Genomic DNA, 21,479 nt, shown 5'->3' with positions numbered 1-21,479 from the left:
AAAAGAAAATAAGCAAAAAGCCTTAATACACTATAAAAGTGTATACTTACAATCCGATTGCCAGCAAATAAAATTTACAAAAAACATACTCTATCCATATAAAGTTGGGTTGAGCGTCAATAACAAATAAATTTCAATTTGTTAGCTGTTTGAATCTGCTTGATAACAAACTCCTTAAGCCTGTTTCAGCAAGTCTTCCTGTGTTGGTAAGTTGTTATGTACGTCCAACTGAGTTACAATTTCCATGCTTGTTATTTGTTGCTTTAACCAATCAGAAAACAATTCTTTAGTAATTTTTTGACGTAACTCCTCATCCAATTGGGGTTGAATTATATCCTCTACCCAAATTAAATGTACTCCTTTTGAAGTTGTCATCGGTTTCAGAATTTCTGGTGGATTGGCATTAAACACAGCGGCAGCAATCTCAGGGCGAAAATCGCGGCGCGAGCGAATACCTTGATACCCGCCTGCACAGCGAAGTAGTGGTTCTTGAATGTACTGGCGGGCTATTTCTTGGAAACTAATTTCGCCTTCTTGAAGAGCGTAAAATAACTCTAAAGCCAAGTCCCTATCATCTAAAACTACTTCATAAGTAGCTACTTCAACATAATCAAGTTTGTTCTCATAAAAAAACTGTTCAACACGATCCGCAAATAAGTGGTTTGCTAATTTTTTTTCCAGAATTGTGGCATAGACTAATTCTTCAAATTCCTTCAGAGTCAAATGATGCGTCTTCAACCACGTCCAGGTGTCTTTAGCTGTTACAAGTTTTTTCTCCAGTCGGAGCTTGTCTCCCTCCTGTTGTATTTCTGCTTCGTTCACAGTAATGCCAAGCTCAGAGGCAGTTTCAGCAACAATTTTCCGTGTTGCGATCGCTTCTACCACTTTCGGAACTTGAAAACCGAGCTTAATATTGTGAATTATGTCTTCGGGGGAAACAATCAGGCTTTCTAACACGACGCACCTCCTCAAACGATTTTGGATTTTGGATTTTGGATTTTGGATTCGGGGATTCTGGGTTTTAGAGAATATCTCAAGTGTTAGCATTTTGGTTCATTAAAACTTTGACTAAAAAGCTGCACCGTCTTTTTGCAATTTCTTGAATGGGTCTAACACATAGTCAATGACTCGTCGTTGACGAATAATGACCTCTGCAGTCGCTGTCTGACCTGCTGTTAGGGGAATACGCTTGCGACCAGATTGGATATAGGGCTGGGGTATAGTAATTTCCAACTCAAAGGTATTTACATCACCAAGACTTGTTTGTTGAACTCTTGAATCTGGCGAAATCCAATTGACTCGCCCTTGTACAACTCCATAGTCTTGAAAAGGATAAGCATCTAGCTTGATTTTAACAGGCATCCCCATCTTTAAAAAGCCAGTATGCTCCATTGGCATCTGAGCTTTAAGTACAACGCTCGAATTTTTAGGTGCTATTTGAGCCACTCTTTGACCGGGCTGTAGTACGGCTCCTGGTTTAGTAACTGGTAGCTCAAAAATCACACCATCGATGGGCGCTCGGACTCTTCTTTGCTGCAACTGAATCTTCAAAGACGTTATCTGGCTCTTTGTCTGAGCAATTTCTGATTGTATGGCGTTGATTTGTGATTGCTGTTCTTTCAGTTGTTCCTCAGTTTTTAGCTTTGCTAATCTACCTGTATGAATCAGGCTTTGATAACTGCCTTGTTCTTCCTGCACGCGAAGTTGGGCTTGTTGAATATCAGATTTAGCTTGGAGAAGTGTTCTTTCATAACTACTTTGTTGCTCTTGAAGGCTAGACTGAGCTTGAGAAATCTCAGTTCGAGCTTGTACAAGGCGTTCATAGTCTTCTTTTTTAGATTGTTCTACCTCTTTAAACCGATCTTGTGAAATAGCACCATCTTCATAAGCTTTTTTATAGCGCGGAACTTTTTCTTGAGAAGCTTGAAAACGTACTTCCGCTACCTTATAGGCTGCTTTACTTGACTCCAGTGCTTGTTTTATCTGGTTGACTTTAGCCAATTTTTCCTCTTTTTGGAGGTTATAGGCAGTTTTAAGAGCATCGAAATTTTGTCGCTCTTGCTCTACTTCAGAAAGTTTCGCCAATTCTTGAGCCTTATTTTGTTGTTGCTGCGTATTAAGAGAGAGTACTAGTTGATTTTTAAGAGTCTCTAAGTTTGCATAACGATTTTGCAAGCCTTCTAGCTTTAACTGTGCTTGTTGTAGTTCTGTTTTGAGAACATCTGACTCAATTTCCAATAAAGTTTGCCCTGCTTTTACAATTTCTCCTTCTTTGACATTGACAGCAATGACAGTACCGAGAGCTGGACTATCTAATTTTTGCGTTGCTCCCTTAGGTTCTATACGCCCTCTAGCACTACCTGTTTCATCAATCTTCGACAGAGTTGACCAAGGTAAAACAATAGCTGCAAAGCCTACTGCAACGTACAATAAAGAACGCGTCCAAACTCTAGGTAAGGCATCAAGAAGTTCTTGCGTACCGTAATGGAACTCTTGCTCCTTATCAGCTGTACTTTCATGCTGAAGTTCTTGAGGTTTTTTGCTATCCACCGGCGGGATACGATTCAAATACTCATCTTGCTCTGTCTGAGAGAGTGCAGATGATGAATTAGAAAATAGCTGTGGCATATTTTTGCATCTCTACTGAGATGTAAGGATATGGAGAAAAGGTAGAGAGTAGGGAGTGAGGGAGTGAGAGAGGGAGGGGGAGTAGGGGAAGTAATTACCACTAACCACTGTACGGGCGCAAGGCATTGCGCCCCTACTAACTCAACCCGCTTGAGCAAGCTGTTGTTGGTTGAGGTAATAATAATGACCCTTCTTAGCTATTAATTCCTCATGCGTCCCGCTTTCTACCAACACACCACGATCTAAAACCAGAATTAGGTCTGCATTGCGTATGGTGGACAAACGGTGAGCAATGATGAAACTAGAACGCCCTTTAAGAATGGTTTTTAAATTATTTTGAATGATACGCTCCGATTCAGTATCAAGATGACTGGTGGCTTCATCAAAAATTAACAAGCGAGGGTTACCAAGTAAAGCACGAGCGATCGCAACCCGTTGACGTTGTCCACCAGAAAGCAATCCACCACCTTCACCAATTTGGCTTTCATAACCCATTGGTAATTGTCGAATAAATTCATCGGCTCCAGCTAATCGCGCTGCTTCCATAATTTCTTCAAGAGTCGCTTCTGGATGAGCAATGCTAATGTTTTCCCGAATCGTACCACCAAAGAGAAATGTATCTTGGTCAACAACACCAACTTGAGAGCGAAAAGAGCGCAAGTAGATATAATTTAAATCTTGACCATCAATTAATATCTTTCCTTCTGTGGGAGAATACAATCCCAAAATTAATTTAGAGAGAGTTGTTTTCCCCGAACCACTGCGCCCCACAACCGCTACCGTTTGCTCGGGCTTGATTTCAAAGCTTAAATTTTGTAGGACGTTAGTGTCACTTTGTGAGTTATAGCGGAAAGTCACGTTTTCAAAGCGAATGTGACCGCGAAATTGTCCTAGAGACTGACGGGGATGATTTTCTAAGTCTTCTTCTAGTTTAGCTTCCAAGACATCATTGAGGCGTTCGGTAGAAATCATAATTTCTTGCAATCCATTCCATAGCAATGCCAAACGCTGGAACGGACCGAGCACATTACCCAACAACATATTGAAAGCAACAAGTTGTCCGATGGTCAGTTGTTGGTGAATCACTAACGATGCACCGTACCACATCAACACTGTACTGGATAGAAGATTAATTGAGGAACTGATAATCTGTAAGCGGTTACTAATAATCTGTGCAAAAAAGCCCTTTTTAACAACATTATTTAACAATTCTTCCCATTTCCAACGCACTGTCTGCTCTACCCCCATCGACCGAATAGAGCGAATTCCTGTCAGGCTTTGAATTAAATAACCGCTTTCTTCAGCTCCTGCATAAAATATCTCGTTAGAAATACGGCGGAGGATACCTGTACTAGAGAAGACTAAGATAAAAAATGGTGGTACAGTTAACAGTGCTACTAATGCCATCTGCCAGTTGTACAGGAACATGATGACTAGATAGATGGATAGTGTCAGCAAATCGAGAAGAACTGACAGTGTCTCTCCGGTAAGAAAGCTCTGAATTTTGTGATTCTCTTGAATACGAGAAGTAATGTCGCCCACACAACGCGACTCAAAAAATGATAAAGGCAAGTGCAATGTGTGCTTCATAAAACCAACTAGCATGGATACACTGATTCGGGTAGCAGTGTGATCCATGAGATACTGGCGCACCGCATTCACAAAGATGTTGAAAAACCCAAAAACTAACATCCCGAAAGCGACAGCATTTAAAGTCGCGATGCTTCCTTGAACAATAACTCGGTCAAGTAACATCTGGGTGAATATTGGTGAAACCAGTCCAGACAGCTGAATCAGCACTGAGGCAACAAATATTTCTGCCAGTACCCAGAAGTGGGGTTTCAGTAGCTCATAAAACTTCCAAAAGCCCTTAATTTCTTCCTTGGAGTCTTTTAGCAGGGCTGTTGGTTGTAGTAACAAAGCATAACCACTCCAATCTTTCTTAAATTCAGCAGCAGTTAGAGTGCGTATCCCAATAGCTGGATCGGCCATGATAACACGCTTGGGCGTGATTTCATAAATGACAACAAAGTGCTTGCCTTCCCAGTGAGCGATCGCCGGTAGGGGTTGCTGTGCTAACTTATCAAAACTGGCTTTTACCGGACGAGTTGTAAAACCAACACTTTCTGCTGCTGCTGCTAAGTTCTTTAGTGATACCCCATCTCGGCTTGTGTCAGCCAAATCCCGCAGTCGATTAAGACTAAATCGCTTACCCCAATAGCGACTAATCATGACAAGGCAAGCTGCACCACAATCAGAGGCGCTATGTTGTTCAAAGAACGGGTATTGCTTGGTAACGCGTCCCCACCAATGCTCTGCTTTTACTTTAGGGGTGGGAAAGTAAGGCTTGAGCCTTTTTTGCTTTGGTTGTGGCTCTGAACTTCTTTGCGGAAAGGGAATAATGTTTCCGACAGAAGCTGAGCGTTCCGATCTGGACTTTACAGGACGTTGTTTGCGATCGCTTGCACTGACTAGTCGTTCTTGAGGAGCGACAAACTCTGCTAATTGCTGCCAATGTTCTAGTGCAGGCAACCAATTTGCATCCCTCATAATATAAGCAATTGTTGGTTGCAAAATCTGCCAACTGTCTTGTTGTGAAGCTGGATAGATTTTGCCCGGAGTTAGAAGCTGTCCCTCAGAATGCCGCAGTTCTCCTTTAAGCAACACCAAACACTTACAATCTTTTGGTAGAGTAGCTTGTTGATGGTCACCTAGATCGTGCCGCTCAAACAACGATAAAGCTTTGAGCATTCCTGGCACATCTGATATATTGCCCATCTCTTGCCAGTTTTGGTGACATAACATGACCAAATCCCACAGTTGAGCCCGTTTCAAGAAGCGATCGCGAATACTTGGGTGGCGCTCTATTAAAGCTTGCAATATTTCTTGTTTGAGATAACAAAGCTTAAGATCGGTTGAAGCTCTAGCAGCGTATGGCTGAAAGTCGTCCGAAAACAGCGTTGTTTCTCCAAAGCAAGCTCCCGAACTTAGAGTTGCGATTAAATTTTCATCACTATCTAACAATCTGACTTTCCCTACAAGAACAATATATATTCCTGGGTTAGCCGATACTGTTTGCCAGAACTGCCTAGCTACTGGTGGTTCCACGATTTCTACCAATGCTAAGCATCTCGCCATTTCCTGCTCTGAAAGTGCTTCACCCAAAGCATAAGTGATACGTTCACCTAACAGGTGTTCGGAAAAAACTGATAGCATTACCTCGCCTCCGCGTAAAAGTACTTAGTTTTTGGTCTGGACTGGAAATGAACGCAAGAATCAAAAGTCCAACAGAAACTAGACTTTAAATCGGAAACTTGTCGATAGTAATACTCGTATCGCTAGCAAAAAGCTGGTTGCCAGCAGCTTTTATCAAAAACTTGCTCTGATTTGTTGTAGTTTTGCTTCTAACGAACTTATTGTGACTAAAACCTTGTTGTTGACTGGAATGGTGTGACATAATTATAGCCAGTTGCCGTCATGTACGATAAGGTGGACAAAGCGAGTCTGTTGCAGCTGATATCGTCCGGATGTAGTGGATTAACAGCTGCATAATTAGTTAGCCCTGGGAAGCTAATTAATTGGGGTATATGATGAGCATGACCTTGGAAGCAATCTCTCCAGTACCTGGGAATCTGGGGAGATACTCCTTGGTCGTTCGATTCTCTTTAACTCATCTCCGTAGTTACTGGGACTTAACTCAGAAGATTGTAGCCGTTGAAAAATCGTCCGTATAGAGCAGTTATTGAAAGTTTGTAAAGATTTGTTTGCATTAAGTAAGTAGAAAGCATCCTTTTTAAAAAGTATGGCTCCTGTGTCCATAGTTTAGATAGTGTTTTTTATGTTTTGGTGCTGCTCGAGCAAATGCTCCTAGTAATTTCAAGGATGCGGGTTTTGAGCGTTGGCTTACAGTTGCTTTATCTTGAAACTGACCAAGATCGAAACTACACACCGCCTGGTAACCAACAATTCGCTTTACCAGTTTGTAGGAGCAAGACGAACTCACCTGAGAAATCATTAAGCTCAAATTAATTAAATCTTGGTCAATTCACTTAAAAATAGTTTGCTGCTCTATAGCTCAATAATTCAAAGTAATAAAACACGGGTGTAGTTGCTATCCTCTCCCTCGTCACCTTACTAACATCCTTCTTTCGTTACGATATCACTATAAACCAACTCCTACCTCAGAAGCAATCTTGAAAACAAAGTTAAGCACTCCTTTGCTTAGGTGTACAAGACTTTATTAGTAAATTTACTGATATCTTGTCAAGAGGTTCACATAAAAAATCTCTTATTTTTCAAAAAACCCATTTAAGGTTCTTAAAAAATTTAAAATTCGCCTTGCTCTTTTGTGCTTATTCTTATCATATTTATAAGTTTTACTTATTTAAAAAGCTTTTAAAATAATAAACTTATATTTGAATTTTTATAGAGTTATTAACAAGTTAGATGATTTTTTGATTTCGAGCGTCAAATTTGCTAAATATTTCCCCCCTATTATAAGTAATACTTATAATTGCCTCGCCGACTATATTAGATAGTAATAATTTACACTATTTACAACACGCACCGCCCTCAAAAGAGGTATGGTGTATTTACTGAGGTAATTGCCCTCTAGCCCGAAACCACCAGAGCCAACTATAAAGAGCCAGATAGAAACCATAAGCTTTTCGACTGGTTAAAAAAATTATCCTCGTACATGAAAGGTTTATACACTCTGTAACTGATGTAAAACAGCGAATGAGGCAACAGAAATATCTATTGGTAAAAAAAATATTAAGTTTCTTTACTGACTTTGTCAATCCCTCGCTGATGATATTTGAGAAGAACGAACCAGACTTTTTGCTTCAGCTAAGAGCCATTGCTGAAACATATTGTTCAGAATTTCTTTATATCTCTGGGTTGTAAGTTCTGCAGGGAGCAAGCCCTCTACCATGAATAGATGGTACCCTTGTTCGGTCTTCAGAGGGCCGATTAACTCTTTTGCTGGTTTACTGAAGACAATAGCAGCTATGTTAGTAGGAATTACCCCACGCTCGATTTTTCCTTCGTAGCCACATCTTCGCCGGCGATTATCATCGATATCGTAGAGGTGAGCAGCGTCATAAAAACTAATTTCACCCTCTTCAATTTGATAGTAAAGTTCTTGAGCAAGTTTTTCATCGCTCACTATTAATTGGTAGAGAATAATTTGCTCAAATCCCAAACTATTTTGCCAGAAAAATGTCTCGACCTCCTTAGAAAATAAAGCAACAGCTAACTTTTGTGCTAACAATCGGTTCCGGATTCCGATTTCCCAATCATCAAAGCTTATAAGTTCGTCAGCTAACCATGCTAGCGTGTCGGAGGCTTTTTCCAAACGCTTCTCGCGACGTTGACGCTCAGCTTCAGCTTCAATTTCTTCTGTTGTAACAGCGAGCCCTCTCTCTCGAACTGCACGATTTATGACCCTCTGAAATAAAATATTTTGGCAGACTTCCTTATAATTTGTTTCACTTTTTAGAAAGCTAACAATCTCTTCAGGTACGATCGCAATTTTTAAGACATCATTCATGGATAATTAGTATAACAGTCTCAAATACTACTCTCAGCATAAATGTAGCAATTAGCTGTTTATTTTAATGACTTGTTCTGTAATTACTCTATATATTTTTATCGTAAAATAATAAAAATATAAATTGTTGAGAACACGGAACCTTTCTTGAAAATTTTGGTATACTACAATCTCAACTTTGCTTAAAATTGTTGATGGTTAGTAGTGGTAGAACGACTGTACGGGCGCAAGGCATTGTCTATTGTACGGGCGCAAGGCATTGCGCCCCTACTAACCCTTCTTTACTGAAACCCGCATATTTTGAAGGACAAATCTTGAGTGCTTTCTACTTCAGGTTCGGACTTCATAGATTGATATTTTTCAACTTGTGTTTTCAACCATTGCTGGCTTCCTCCACGGACTTCAGTTTGGCGCTTACCAACAACTTCAAGATAAGCTAAGTCTTTAATTTTACTCAAGCAGCTTGTGGGCGTCACACGATCGGTGGCTCTTTTCTCCGAAGGAAGCTTAGCAATTTTCAGACTTTCGTTAGATTGTGTATTAGTATTAGATCTCGAAACGTGAGAGTTCTCTTTAAGCAAACGATTATAGGTACGATAGGGAATGTAATGTAGAGGATTGTAGCCAGCGAAACGTAACATCAGAACACAAGCCCAAGAATACTTACCTGCAAGAATAGCTTCTACAACTTGGTCGAATTGTTCGGGGTTGATAGTCTTATTTAAATTGTTACTGCCAGAAATACTGTGGTTCATAGTTTTTGTTGTTTTGATAGATATAAACGAGTCTGTCGTCTTTGGTCGTTTGTAGTTCAATGAGTGTCTATATAATTGCTCTTGCTTTTAAAGCATATGTAAGATTTGATAGAGCAACATATCAGTTCAGTAATCAGCAACAAATGTCAAGGAGCTTTGTGCTAGCTTTTGAATCGACTTTTCATTTGATACTTCGATTGCTATCTGTAATCGAGGCAACAGAAGAATGCAACTCTAACTTCGATAGACCTGGCTTGATTTCTTAGTAGATTTTGCACTCGAAGCAGTAGATACAACTTTTTTGGAAAAGCTTTGAGTATTCCGCCGTAAATCGATAATATCTGTTGGCTTGTTATTCACAGCACTTGTTTGAGAAGCCCGATTTGCCATCTTTAGTGCTTTAATTGCTGTACGAGTGCGAGCTAGCAAACGAGAACTATGTATCATATTACGTACTTGACTCGATTGCATTTGGTTATTGACTAACTGTTGCCGTCGATCTTCAACTTCAGCCGGCGAAAATTCTCCGTTTAATTCCGTAACCACTTCGACTGGTTTCCACTCTCTGGCTGAAGTCACAACAGTATTGTCGAGTGAATGCAAATGGTTCGGCAGAATTTGAGATTGCTCTCCTAATGCTACAACTTTACCTCGAACTTGACTGACTTGTTCAATCCTTCCCGCCCACGACCAAACAACAACTGTTGTAAAAAAAGCTATACTCCTAACTGTTACTAGAAGAGAAAAGAATAATGGTGTTTTATTTTCTGTATTCTCAACTGCGGTTTCAGAGTTTTTTACCGTATTTGTATGAGCCTTTATAGGTGCTTTTAGTGTAACACCTATTTCTACACAAGCTACATTTTTTTTGTGGATGAGTGCCATTTCAGATACTAAATCTGTCTTGATAGAAGAGCGATCGCAATAACCCTTTGAGACATCTGATTGGCTTGAAATATGAGGTGCATTTAACCTGATGATTTTGTTCATGCTCTGTCCTGACGATCGGAAATCTGACTTTTTCTTCAAGTCTTTTTACTGCTAAGCCGGAATTTGTTAGTTACCCCTGAGATTTTAGTTATCAGTGTGTAAAGAAGTAGCATCTACACAAAAGATACTATGTAAAAAGGTAGTAGCTCCTGCAACTTTTCTTTGAATACCCATACACTGATATGGATTTTGACGATGTTTTTGGCTTAGCAGTGCCACAGGCAATTCTTTCCTTTTTCTCATGTCATATAAATGCCATGAAAAGTTCCTATTTAACTGTAGTAGACGCATTTTTGCCCTCTTCAAATTTAGCTTACTCCTAATTCTATTTCTTTCCCTGATAAGTCTATGCACTTATTTTATACCAAAGAATTAGGAGATAAGTAAAATCGCATACTGTTTAGGGGTGTAGAGAAAAAATATTCATCCCTAAGCTTTAAGAGTAACATTTGTATTTATACTATTTTTTTGCACAAATGTCATCTCTTCTTATGGCATTTTATCAATAATTTTTACTCTTTCCATTTTTCTCTTGATTTTCTAGACTTCTACTCAATTTTTGTTTCTTATTTGTTAGTTATTGGGGGGTGAGACCCCTCATTCAACCTTGCTTTAGAGCTTTAGTTGAATATCTTGTTTTACCATTACTATGGTTCCTAACATTATAAGAATATAACAGCACAAGTCGCATTTAGACAATCTTTACCACTACAAACCGCAATAGCGATTTTTACCAATTCTGCAAAATCTTCTACTGCCGTTCTTATGTTTATTTTTTGTTGAAATAAAAATCTGTAGTAGAACATACGATTGGCACTTTAGAACAAAATACTTGTAATAACTTCATGTATTAGTAAAGATATGAAGTTTTAACCTGACCATCTTATGGTATAATTTATCAGCTTTAATCAGTGAACAGTGACCAGTAATCATCTGACCAGTGACCAGTGACCAGTGACAAATGACCAGTGACCAGTGACCAGTGACCAGTGACCAGTGACCAGTGACCAATGACAAATGACCAATGACAAATGACAAATGACTGATAGAAAGTTACAAATTTAATGGCTGCTGAACTAGATTGTGATAAACACCGCAAATTGACATTAATTCATCATGTGTGCCTTGTTCGACAAGAAATCCTTGGTCTAGGACAAGAATCCGGTCAGCTTGTCGAATGGTGGAAAGACGATGAGTGACGATAAAAGTAGTACGATCGCAACTGTACCGAGTTAAATTCTCTAAAAATCGCTGTTCGGATTCAGCATCGAGGAAACTAGTCGCTTCATCCAAGATTAAAATACGAGGATTTCTCAAAAAAGCTCTAGCAATAGCTATTTTTTGTCGCTGTCCGCTAGAAAGCATCATTCCTCCGTCTCCGACTTGTGAGTTGTACCCAAGCGGTAAAGTTTGAATAAAAGAGTCTGCCTCAGCCATCTTTGCTGCTGCAATAACTTGGTCTAAAGTCCAATCCGAACTGTACAGAGTAATATTCTCCAAAATAGTCCCTGCAAATAAAAAACATTCTTGAGAAACTATCCCTAATTGACTTCTTAAAGATTGTGCAGAAACAACAGCAGTATCATGTCCATCAATCAAAATACTTCCCGTGTAAGGACGGTATAAACTTGCAAGCAGGTGAACTAGAGTGCTTTTTCCCGAACCACTGCAACCCACAATAGCAACTGTCTGTCCTGCTTTGACTTGAAAGGACACATTTTGTAGGGCGTTACGTTCTTCATAGGGATTAAAACGGAAAGTGACATTCTCAAAATGAACATCACCCTGAATGGGAGGCAATAATGGTAGAGGTTTTTGAGGATTTTCTTCTGGCTCAGTTGTTAAAACATCATTAAGACGCTCAACGGAAACAGTCACTTCTTGAAATTCATCCCACAGTTTTGCTATGCCAGTCACTGGCTTGACAGCATTATTGATGAGCATATTAAAGGCTACAAATTGACCGAGAGTCATCGAACCACCAATAACCGAAGTAGCTCCATACCACAATACATATGTGTTACAAAAAAGAGCGATCGCATTATTTGCCAATTGCAACGCATTAACCAGTTTCTGACCGCGTAAACGAGCTTTTAACGCATCTGTAAAACCTTCTTGCCACTGTAAATGTAATTTTTGCTCCGATACTGTCGTTTTTACACTAGCAACACCAGTTATAGTTTCTACTAACAGAGAACTTTGTGCAGACCACTTCTTAAGGAATTCTCGCGAAACAGTCTTTAGAAACGGGCTAGCCCCTAACGCGATCGTCGCAACAGGAAGGAGCGAACACAGTACTACAAGAGTCAATTGCCAGTTGTAATATGCCATCAATCCCAAGCAAAGAACTGCCATCAAAGTGTCTGAAGCAGTAGTCGCGATTTTTCGAGTGAGAAACACTTGGATATTTTGGTTTTCCCGAACACCAGAGATGATATCCCCAACTTGACGGGATGCAAAAAATTGTAATGGTAACTGCAAGGTACGGTTGACAAACTGACTAGTCAAAGCACCTTCTATCAGATTGGAAAAATAATCCAGCAGATGTTGACGGACTGTACTTAGAACAATTCGTCCCATACCCAACACAAATAAACCAACGGCAATCGTATTCACTGTCTTTAGGTTTTTGCCGGGGATCGCGTAGTCAAAAGCTATTTGGGCGAAAACTGGTGTCAAAACTCCAATAACACAAAGCAATATAGCCGTCAGGAAAATTTGCTTTAACAGCTTGCGATGAGGTGATAAAGCAAGCTCGATCGCACTGAAAGAGGTGTTCTCATCTTGGGCTGCCTTAAGACGTTCTGTAGGTGATAGAAGGAGAGCATATTCCGTCCAGCTTTCCTCAAACTTTTGACGCGAGAGCCATTGCTTTCCCACAGCAGGATCGGCAATCAAGACGCGATCGCCTTTGACTTTCCAAACTACCACATAATGAATTCCCCCTTGCCAATGAGCGATCCAAGGCAACGGATGCAACTCTAACTTACTCAGAGAAGCTCGTACAGGAACAGCATCATAACCCAAATTTTGAGCCGTATCTGATAAAGCCGCCAAAGATGCTCCTGTACGGTCTGTTTGAGTTAAATTACGTAACGTATTGAGACGGAAACGTTTGCCCCAATAGCGACTAATCATAGCCAAACAGGTTGCACCACAATCAGACGAACTTTGTTGTTCGATAAAAGGATAACGATGCCATAGGGACTGGGGAACTCGGGGTTCCCTCTGGGGATAAGGGGCAATGGGGAACTCGGGGCCCCCTCTGGGGATAAGGGGTAATGGCGATTGGGGACTAGAGATTGGGGAACTTGGGGTCTCCTCTGGGGATAAGGGGTAATGGGGACTAGAGATTGGATATTGGGGAGTAGGAAGTATCTCCCTTGTCTCCCTGTCTTCTTCCTCACATATACCTAAATCAAATCCGACGACCATAACCAATTCCCAGTATTTTCTGGGAAGGTGGTAGAGCAATAAATCCGTTTCAGCAGTCCAAGGGAGTGCTTCGGTATTGGGATATCCCCAACTTTCTCCTACACCGGGCGGATCGGCTTCTACACTCTGCGTTTCAATCGTTCCACTGAAAAGCCAAAAGCGCCCATTTCTTCCGGGAGTCATCTTCTCTAAAAGAGAACCAGCATCTAGCTTCTTTTGTTCTAAATAAGGCAGCAATTGCTGTAGATTGTGGCTTTTTTGAGAGCGTAACTCAGTACAAGTTTTGAAAAAAATTAATACTTGACGTTCGTGAGTAGAGCGATCTAAATTGGTTTGCAGATCAAGAAGCTGCTTCAACCACGGAACGACATCTGAAACTCTAATTCGAGCTACATAACCAGCACTAGCTGCTGTAGCTTTATAAGGAAGAGGTTCAGTGTAGAATAAGCGATCGCCTCCAAAAGTTTGTTTTGGTAGAAGTAATTGAGTTGACACTGAGCGCTTGAGAGTATTATCATACCCAAGCAGACGCACTCGACCTTGACAAATTAAATAAAGAAAATCACTTGTATCTTCAGAGTTTTTATCGGGCTCGCCGATGGTTAAATCGTCACCTAGCTGAAACTCTCGAACAACCCAAATTTTACTAAAATCGGATACTAGATCTGAGTTTCCTGCAATAAGTTTCAAACAGTTCAGGATAACTGTACTTGACATTAGGAATAAATGTTGACTAGTATCGGTTAGTTTTTGCACTCTTAACGACGAAAAAGAGTTCATCGTTCTATCTCTGATGTCTGGATAAGCTTGTTCGCCTTGTTTAAGGTTTGTATCAAATCTGCAAAATTACTGGCGTGTATGCAATAATTTTGCCTTAAAAAAGGTTGACAAGTGAAAAGCGAATAATGTATTAGCATCAATTTGTTTTACTAGATCTAAATTGTATTTAAAGATACAATTAATTTGACCGCAAAAAGGGATATCCTATCCCTAAGTCCTGAAAACTAGGGATTCATTAAAACTATTACATGACTCTCTACGAAAACTTTTTTCAGAGGTTAATAGTAGAAGTCCGGAAAAATATGTAACAGGTGAAAAAAATATTATACGACAAAGGAATATGATTGGCTAGAGGTTGGGGATTAGTTGAAATTAGTCACCGATCGCTGGTCACTGGTCACTGGTCACTGTTAAATACACTGCCCAAATCGCCATAGCCCGCAAGTAAACGCAAGCGCGGAACGTTCCCACAGCCGTTATAGCTTCGGGAGTTCGGAATTGTAGCCCATTATTGTAAATTTGGCTAACGACAGCTTGTGTTAACTGAAATGCTTCATCCCTCATATCCATTTGTACGAGAAATGCGGCTAGTCCAAAATTGATTCCCGTCCAAACTTCTAAGGGATGAGTAGCTTTGGGATTCTCTGGCGAACCATCAGGACGAAGACCATTAGCAGCCCCAAATTGACCGTTATGAAACTTGAGGAAGCAAGCTTCGTAAACAGTTTTTAGGGCAGAGGCGGCACAATCGGGTGGTACGATATTTGGTAATCCCAACAAGCGAGCATAAAATTGTCCGCAAAGTTGGTCTGCCATGACGACATCAGAACTACTCTGACTATCTAGCCGATAATATTGCCCGTTCCAAAGTTTTTCTTGGTACACAGGGCGAGATTGTGCTAACCACGCTTCATAGATTGATTTTTGAGCCACCGCATTGTCTTGAGTATCGGCTAAAATGTTACAAATTGCGATTGCAGCTTCTAGTGCAGCCAACCACAATCCACCACAGTAAGCACTCACTCCTTGCAAACGCCAATCATCAAAAGTTTGGTCGGGTGCGCCAGAATTCTCAGGAATGCCATCTCCATCTTTATCAAAAGTCTTGAGATAGTCTAAGGTTTGAACGATCGCATTCCAACAATCTGCTAAGAATTCTAGATCGTTAGCACCTGTCAGGAGAAAGTCTCGATATACCTGTAAAACAAAATCGCTACCTAAATCCTTCCACAAGTTGCAATCTTGATAACTCGTGTAATTGGTCTTTTCCCAAACGTGTTCGTTTGGTGCGCCTAAATCGTGAGGTGTTGCACCTTGAACTTTACGGACTGCCATTGGACTTTCTGCACCAATGGTGTAATAGTATCCAATAACACGGGGCGTACTGTCACTCTTGGGAATTGCTCGTGCAAAAGCCCGCATCACTGCCTTTTCTAGTTCTGGAAATAGCATCACTAGGGCAAAAGAACCGTAAAGCCGGACATCTAAACTTTCATACCAGCGATAGTCCAAACATTCGAGTACGGCAAACTGTCCGATGGGGTCGCTTTTTGAGGCTGCACTCCAGAGAGTTCCTCCACTTGTCAGGTCGTAAAGCTCATTGAAAAGAGCCATTTTAAACCAATCGGGCAAATCTTGACGCTCAACAATCGGGGTTTGCCATGCGTGAATTTGTGCTTGCCAAGTTTCATATTCTACCAAGGCTGCTGATGCGATCGCCCAAGCATTATTGCCATGAGTCCCAAAAAAGTCTGTATATCTACGGTAATATGTAATTCCTTCGGCAAATTCAGTTACAGGAAAATCCCAAGCGAGGACGAAAGGAAGTGTTAAAATTTCCCCTGGTTGAAGAGTGAACTTCAGAGCAAGTGCGACTCCAAGTTGTTCGCCCTCAGTTGCTGGAGTTTCATCTGTAGAGTTAGGCAAGGAACCATTTTGGGCGAAGCTTTGCCATATTTCCTCACCCGTCCCTATGGGATTCCATCGAGTGTTGTAATATGCTTCAACTTTCGGATGTTTTTGAGTGGCAATACACCACTGTCCATCACCTTCTTGTAAGGATTCACTACTGTTCGCCCGACTCATCAAACAACCAATAGACTCGCCTTTTTCTACAAGCTGATTAAAGTTACCTTGGCTTTCATTCAAACGCGATCGATACTCGTAAACTGGACTGCCATCATCTCGCACCCTGACTTCTGGAGATTTTAAACCATTAGTAAACCAACCCACCATATTTTGCCAAGTCAACATTATGCTCAGCGTAATAGGTGCGTTTGTATTATTTTGTGCAGTCCAGACGAATACGGCTACCGGATAACTAGTTTCCTTGTAGTTATTAGCCCAAATTGGGGAAAACTGTTTGCACTTTAGCTGTGCTTGAAACACCCCTTCATAAACAAACCAACTCTGGGGATATAAAGCGTGATAGTTTCCCGTCTTCCCTTCTCCACTTGCTGGATACCACTGCCAAGTAGAGAGGCTACCATCTTCTGGTGCTTGCGTACACAAAGCATAAGCTTTTGAGGAAGAACCATCTGACTCGAACAAGCTAAATTGACAAGCGGGAATATTTTTAAATACGTGTTCGCCACCATCAATGTGCCACAGATTGAAGTCTCCTCGTGAAGAGCGACCAATGCACCCCGCACCAAAGCCACCAAGAGGCATACCATGCCACGGTCCATCGTCTATGTTACTAGCGTAGCGGACTGTGTATGGATTATCCCAGCCTAAACCAATGGGACGGCTCCAAACGCAAGAAGGGATGACGGAGAAAGGCGTGTTACTCATTGGTCAATTATACGGCGTTTGGTACACACGAGTGAAACAAAAGTTTTAGCGAGCGCTTGACCAGTGACCAATGACAATTGACCAAAATTAATCTCGTTCCATGTCAAAAATCACTTGTAATTCAGCATCTGGCATAAGCCGACGCAAAACTGCCAAATGACCGTCGGCATCACTACGGCTGCGGAATCGACCGACAACAGTTTGTTGTGTGGGTGAAAGCAAACGGACAACGACCCAAGGTGCTAGGGCTGTGCGGTAACCTTTAGTTTGTCTATTTAACACTTTTAAACCTCCATTTGATTGCATTAAAAGAAAATAGGGCATTGAGGATTGGGTATTACCCGAAAGTCCTGGTAGGGGCGAAGAATGCCGCCGCGCCCTTACATCTTTTCCACGCCTAGGGCTTTTGCCCGTAGATGTGTAGTTTGAAAAATGCGATAGAGTCGTTAGGTGAGATGCCGCGTGAGGTTTTCTCAATCCAAAATCTAAAATCCAAAATTGGAGAGATTTAGTGTTAACGCATCTATACGCATACTCTGCTTGCAGTAAGACGAAGCATTTCGGATCTCTACATATCCATCTTGTGGAACGGGCGAGGACGCCCGTTCTATACTGGTAGCGGGCGGGACGCACCACAAGAGAAAGTTGTATTTTTTTATTTGGAAGTCCCTAATTGGAATAACTAGTTCGAGTTGCAGAACGTTAGTTCGCGGTGAGATGCAATTCGCCCTTATTAAAAACTGAAAAAAGGCAGATACTAACATACAGGCGTGACCTTTCGGTTACTACCTTTTTGTTATTTTGCTTACAGTATATGTAAGTCATTTAGTTATTGTAAAACCCTATTCCAAGGTGGTGACGAGTCACTACCCATCAAACTAAAGGTTTGAGTAACCAAGACTTTAAGTATTGGTTGACGATATGCAAACATGAAATATATGGCAATCTGCAAACTCAGTCGCTCCAGCTAACTTATTAACATCATTCTAAACCGAGATGTTTGCGAAAGGCAGAGGGGTCTCAACCCACATTTGCAAAATATCTGTCGATGATATCAAACAAGTCAATTGATTAATAAAGCCAGTAAATCTAGCATTGACAAACTGTTGAACAGCCTCAGACGCACATATTACAGCTTCAATCTTATTTGTGAAATCTTGTGTTGCTGATTCCAAAGTTTTGCAGTAGAGCCTGCCACTGCCGCGTTCATCACTCATATTCATACGATGCTACCCGAGTATTTAAATTTCTCACTTACATTTACATTCGTTAAAAACGAGAACAGGAAAGAAGGAACATTTATAACAAAAAGTTGTCATTGTTGCTAGTTGATTTCCACAAAATTATAGATGTGGAAAGAAAAGCCCCAGGTTCATGACCTGGGGCAAACATCACAAAGCGTAGCGGTTGGCACTGGAGTGTATTAAAACCGAATCGCAAACCAAAAAGAGGAGCTTCTAGCCTTATGTGATGCGTTTGTTGGTGCAAGAACGTATTAACACTCACAATACTAACCTAAAAATTAGTCTGGTTGCCAAAATGCCAAAATAAATTTACTAAATAAAATATTTAGTTCTAAATAAAATAAAGGGGAGTAACCCCACACCCCGTAATAGATAGAAGGCTTATAGAATAAGAGAAAGGGTCGCAAGATATCAATAGGGAGTGAGGGGACAAACCCCACACTTTCATATGTAATTTCAACCCATTTAATAATAAAAATAAAGAGTTTTAGATAGGGTATGGGGGGAGAAACCCCACACTTTTAAATTTAAAACAAACTTATTTTAAATCCAGCAAACCATCTTCTTTTAATTTCGGATTAAAACGAATTTGTGCTTGCAAACCACGTGCTTCTAGAAGGGCTGAAATTTCAGCCTCGACTCGCCGTGCCACATTTTTGATAATTTTAGTTTGCGTCAACTCATCATTTACAGGACTTTCATAATGAGTTTTTTCTTCAGGCGTCATGACGGTTCTAACATCAATTGGAGAAGTCCATGCCTCTTTGTTATCTGTATTACCCAAGGGAGTACAGCCATTTTCCGCAATCCAAGCCTTTTCGATATTTTCCAGCAGAGTTCGGCTCGGACGTTCGATGGTTTGGGCTTTCACCCAATAGCAGTGATGGGGTTGCCTGACCAAATGCTGCCTCAAACTAAGATAAACATCACGGGAATATCCCACAAATTGCAGCACCTGTTCTCGGTCGTAAATTGCATACACCCCGATTTTACCCTGCAACTGTTCGGGTAGTTGACCGCGATCGTCTATGTAAGGAATATATTCCAAACTTTTTAAAGAAGGAATGTTTGTTTCATCTATCATAAGTCAATTTACACAAGCTTAATTGCTAAAACTATTATCTGATAACCCGTCAACCTCCTGAAAAATAAGGCAGCAGTAGGTAGGGAAGACAGCCCACCAATGTCAAACGGTGGGCATTGCCCTACCTACTAGTCAAGATCGTCATTTGTCCTACCCCCACTCTTTACTGCCTATTTTCGCTACCATTTGGAATATATGTTTGCATTGTGTAACCAATGAACTTTTGTAGTGATAATGTTGTCGGGGCATCCCCAGAGATTATGGCAGCGCTTGTGGAATGCAATTATGGAGTTGCTATGCCTTATGGTAACGACGATCGCAGTCTATACCTAAATAATCTATTTTCTGAACTATTTGAGACAGAGGTATTAGTATTTCCTGTAGCCACAGGTACGGCTGCTAATGCACTTGCTCTATCAGTTATGTCAACTCCTTATGGAGCAATATACTGCCACCATGAATCTCATATTAATTGTGATGAGTGCGGTGCTCCTGAATTTTTTACAGGCGGAGCAAAACTGATAACCCTGCAAGGAGAGCATGGCAAGATAAATACCAAAGATTTAGCAGATGCGATCGCTCGTGCTGGTATTGGTATAGTACATCACGTTCAACCAGCTGCTGTCAGCTTGTCTCAAGCCACTGAAGCCGGTACAACGTACAGTATTCAAGAAGTTGCTCAAATCGCTAAAGTGGCACACTCTCATGAACTGCCACTACATATGGACGGTGCGCGTTTTGCTAATGCCGTTGCGACCTTGGAATGTACTCCCGCAGACATCACCTGGCGTGCTGGAGTTGATGTGTTATCCTTCGGTGCAACCAAAAATGGAGCATTGGCAGCAGAGGCTGTTGTCTTTTTCAACCGCAAGTTAGCCCATACCTTCAGTTATCGTCGCAAGCGTAGCGGACATCTATTTTCTAAAATGCAGTTTTTATCTGTGCAGTTAGAAGCTTACGTAAAAAATAAATTGTGGTTGAAGAATGCAACCCATGCCAATCAGATGGCAAAGAATTTAGCTGAAAAGTTAACACAACTGCCGCGAATTACCTTATGCCATCCTGTAGAAATCAACGAGATATTTGTTCAAATGCCAGAACAAGTCATTATCAATCTTTTAGCAGATGGCTTTCAATTCTACCGTTGGTATGACGAAGATTCTACAACAGTACGGCTGGTCACTGCTTTTAATACAGAAGAAAAAGATATTGCAGCACTGGTTGATGCGGTTCGGAAGTACTGTTCTCAGGATTTATCTTTAACTGTAGGATAATAATGTCAGCCCGAAAACCTTGTTCCCAGGCAGAGCCTGGGAATAGATTGCTTGAGGCAGAGCCTCATGAAACTTTGCAAGAATCTATATGTTCCCTCATAAACCAGAAAGCTGCACACTGCTTTGGTGAAATATAACTCCAGGTAAGCCAGATTTGCCGTACTTTGTAACAAGCATCTTCCACGACAAGTCCCACTCGATAGACTCATCTAAACTTAATCAAGCCTACGGTTTTCCGACCGATATTTAGTAATACTAAAGCACTATAGTTGATATAATATATAGATGTCCGCTAAACTGCGGAGTGTTACTGCTCATTTACTTTTTAGTGTTTGCCAAAGTCAGAGTCAGTATTTTGCTCTGGCTCAACTACTTTGCCATAATGTTTATGGCTTACAAAATTTAGCTCTCCGATGAGGATTTTTAGTAGAGCTACAACTCCTCCAAAAATGGACGAGATTGAGACTCTACAAGAGTCGAGGAGTCTGAATGAAAAGTTTTTTTAAAAAATTTTTCGTTTAGTTCTCAATATTGGTAGTGGAGATGCTATATTAGTAAGCCTAGTAGTGTGTGTAAATATTTAGATATTCTTTCTGGAACTGACTGTGGCGAATACAAAGTCTGCTCTCAAGCGTGCCAAAATCGCAGAACGTAACCGACTGCGTAATAAATCTTATAAATCAGCAGTGAAGACGCTGATGAAGAAATATTTTGCTGCTGTTGAAACCTATGCAGCTAATCCGAGTACAGAACAAAAAGAAGAAGTTATCAAGCATATGTCGGAAGCCTACAGCAAAATAGATAAAGCTGTAAAGCGTGGTGTTCTCCATCCTAACAATGGAGCTAGAAAAAAATCTAAACTAGCGCAAAGGCTGAAAGCTCATTCACAACCCGCAGTTGCTGCAGCACAATAGTCATTGGTCAAAAGGTCATTAGTCATTGGTC

General features: G+C 40.8%; 13 protein-coding genes. 2 read left to right on the top strand and 11 right to left on the bottom strand.

The features are described 5' to 3' along the window. Positions 1-174 precede the first annotated feature (174 nt). The 11 genes from ACKTT2_RS27545 to ACKTT2_RS27495 all read right to left on the bottom strand — a co-directional run bounded on the left by ACKTT2_RS27545 (position 175) and on the right by ACKTT2_RS27495 (position 19,260). Positions 175-957, bottom strand: coding sequence for a peptidylprolyl isomerase (locus tag ACKTT2_RS27545; RefSeq protein WP_407892599.1), 783 nt, complete (start codon positions 955-957; stop codon positions 175-177). Between the two features lie 111 nt (positions 958-1,068). Further along, complete coding sequence (locus ACKTT2_RS27540) at positions 1,069-2,628, bottom strand: beta-barrel domain-containing protein (RefSeq protein ID WP_407892597.1); 1,560 nt, start codon at positions 2,626-2,628, stop codon at positions 1,069-1,071. A gap of 141 nt (positions 2,629-2,769) precedes the next feature. Continuing rightward, on the bottom strand, positions 2,770-5,844 hold the full coding sequence (locus ACKTT2_RS27535) for a peptidase domain-containing ABC transporter (protein ID WP_407892595.1): 3,075 nt from the start codon (positions 5,842-5,844) through the stop codon (positions 2,770-2,772). 85 nt (positions 5,845-5,929) lie between these two features. Then, on the bottom strand, positions 5,930-6,085 hold the full coding sequence (locus ACKTT2_RS27530) for a hypothetical protein (RefSeq protein WP_407892593.1): 156 nt from the start codon (positions 6,083-6,085) through the stop codon (positions 5,930-5,932). Between the two features lie 1,338 nt (positions 6,086-7,423). Further along, positions 7,424-8,179 carry a peptidylprolyl isomerase gene (locus ACKTT2_RS27525; RefSeq protein ID WP_407892591.1) on the bottom strand — a complete coding sequence of 252 codons (756 nt, stop codon included), beginning with the start codon at positions 8,177-8,179 and terminating at the stop codon, positions 7,424-7,426. Positions 8,180-8,460: 281 nt separating this feature from the next. Next, on the bottom strand, positions 8,461-8,934 hold the full coding sequence (locus tag ACKTT2_RS27520) for a HetP family heterocyst commitment protein (protein WP_407892589.1): 474 nt from the start codon (positions 8,932-8,934) through the stop codon (positions 8,461-8,463). A gap of 234 nt (positions 8,935-9,168) precedes the next feature. Beyond that, a complete protein-coding gene (locus tag ACKTT2_RS27515; RefSeq protein ID WP_407892587.1) occupies positions 9,169-9,924 on the bottom strand; it encodes a hypothetical protein in 756 nt (251 codons plus the stop codon). A gap of 1,053 nt (positions 9,925-10,977) precedes the next feature. Then, positions 10,978-14,139: a cysteine peptidase family C39 domain-containing protein gene (locus ACKTT2_RS27510; RefSeq protein ID WP_407892585.1), complete on the bottom strand. Its 3,162-nt coding sequence runs from the start codon at positions 14,137-14,139 to the stop codon at positions 10,978-10,980. 390 nt (positions 14,140-14,529) lie between these two features. Further along, positions 14,530-16,932 carry a GH116 family glycosyl hydrolase gene (locus ACKTT2_RS27505; RefSeq protein ID WP_407892583.1) on the bottom strand — a complete coding sequence of 801 codons (2,403 nt, stop codon included), beginning with the start codon at positions 16,930-16,932 and terminating at the stop codon, positions 14,530-14,532. Between the two features lie 87 nt (positions 16,933-17,019). After that, entirely contained in the window at positions 17,020-17,214 is a 195-nt protein-coding gene (locus tag ACKTT2_RS27500) for a hypothetical protein (RefSeq protein ID WP_407892581.1), read from the bottom strand. A 1,500-nt stretch (positions 17,215-18,714) separates the two neighbouring features. Continuing rightward, entirely contained in the window at positions 18,715-19,260 is a 546-nt protein-coding gene (locus ACKTT2_RS27495) for a GIY-YIG nuclease family protein (RefSeq protein WP_407892579.1), read from the bottom strand. Between the two features lie 215 nt (positions 19,261-19,475). Between ACKTT2_RS27495 and ACKTT2_RS27490 the strand changes: the two genes are divergently transcribed. Beyond that, positions 19,476-20,534 (top strand): threonine aldolase family protein, encoded by a 1,059-nt coding sequence (locus ACKTT2_RS27490; RefSeq protein WP_407892577.1) that lies wholly within the window; start codon positions 19,476-19,478, stop codon positions 20,532-20,534. A 605-nt stretch (positions 20,535-21,139) separates the two neighbouring features. After that, positions 21,140-21,448: a 30S ribosomal protein S20 gene (rpsT, locus tag ACKTT2_RS27485; protein ID WP_407892575.1), complete on the top strand. Its 309-nt coding sequence runs from the start codon at positions 21,140-21,142 to the stop codon at positions 21,446-21,448. Positions 21,449-21,479: the final 31 nt, after the last annotated feature.

The sequence above is a fragment of the Scytonema hankhaensis NUACC26 genome (assembly GCF_045865695.1).
Classification (GTDB): domain Bacteria; phylum Cyanobacteriota; class Cyanobacteriia; order Cyanobacteriales; family Nostocaceae; genus Scytonema.
The sequence above is the reverse complement of the archived record's forward strand: the minus strand, read 5'-3'. Positions and strand labels throughout refer to the sequence as shown.

Coding starts and splice junctions, on each gene's coding strand:
- ACKTT2_RS27540 (WP_407892597.1), bottom strand. CDS start 2,628: ATGCCACAGCTATTTTCTAATTCATCATCTGCACTCTCTCAGACAGAG.
- ACKTT2_RS27535 (WP_407892595.1), bottom strand. CDS start 5,844: ATGCTATCAGTTTTTTCCGAACACCTGTTAGGTGAACGTATCACTTAT.
- ACKTT2_RS27530 (WP_407892593.1), bottom strand. CDS start 6,085: ATGTCACACCATTCCAGTCAACAACAAGGTTTTAGTCACAATAAGTTC.
- ACKTT2_RS27525 (WP_407892591.1), bottom strand. CDS start 8,179: ATGAATGATGTCTTAAAAATTGCGATCGTACCTGAAGAGATTGTTAGC.
- ACKTT2_RS27520 (WP_407892589.1), bottom strand. CDS start 8,934: ATGAACCACAGTATTTCTGGCAGTAACAATTTAAATAAGACTATCAAC.
- ACKTT2_RS27515 (WP_407892587.1), bottom strand. CDS start 9,924: ATGAACAAAATCATCAGGTTAAATGCACCTCATATTTCAAGCCAATCA.
- ACKTT2_RS27510 (WP_407892585.1), bottom strand. CDS start 14,139: ATGAACTCTTTTTCGTCGTTAAGAGTGCAAAAACTAACCGATACTAGT.
- ACKTT2_RS27505 (WP_407892583.1), bottom strand. CDS start 16,932: ATGAGTAACACGCCTTTCTCCGTCATCCCTTCTTGCGTTTGGAGCCGT.
- ACKTT2_RS27495 (WP_407892579.1), bottom strand. CDS start 19,260: ATGATAGATGAAACAAACATTCCTTCTTTAAAAAGTTTGGAATATATT.
- ACKTT2_RS27490 (WP_407892577.1), top strand. CDS start 19,476: ATGAACTTTTGTAGTGATAATGTTGTCGGGGCATCCCCAGAGATTATG.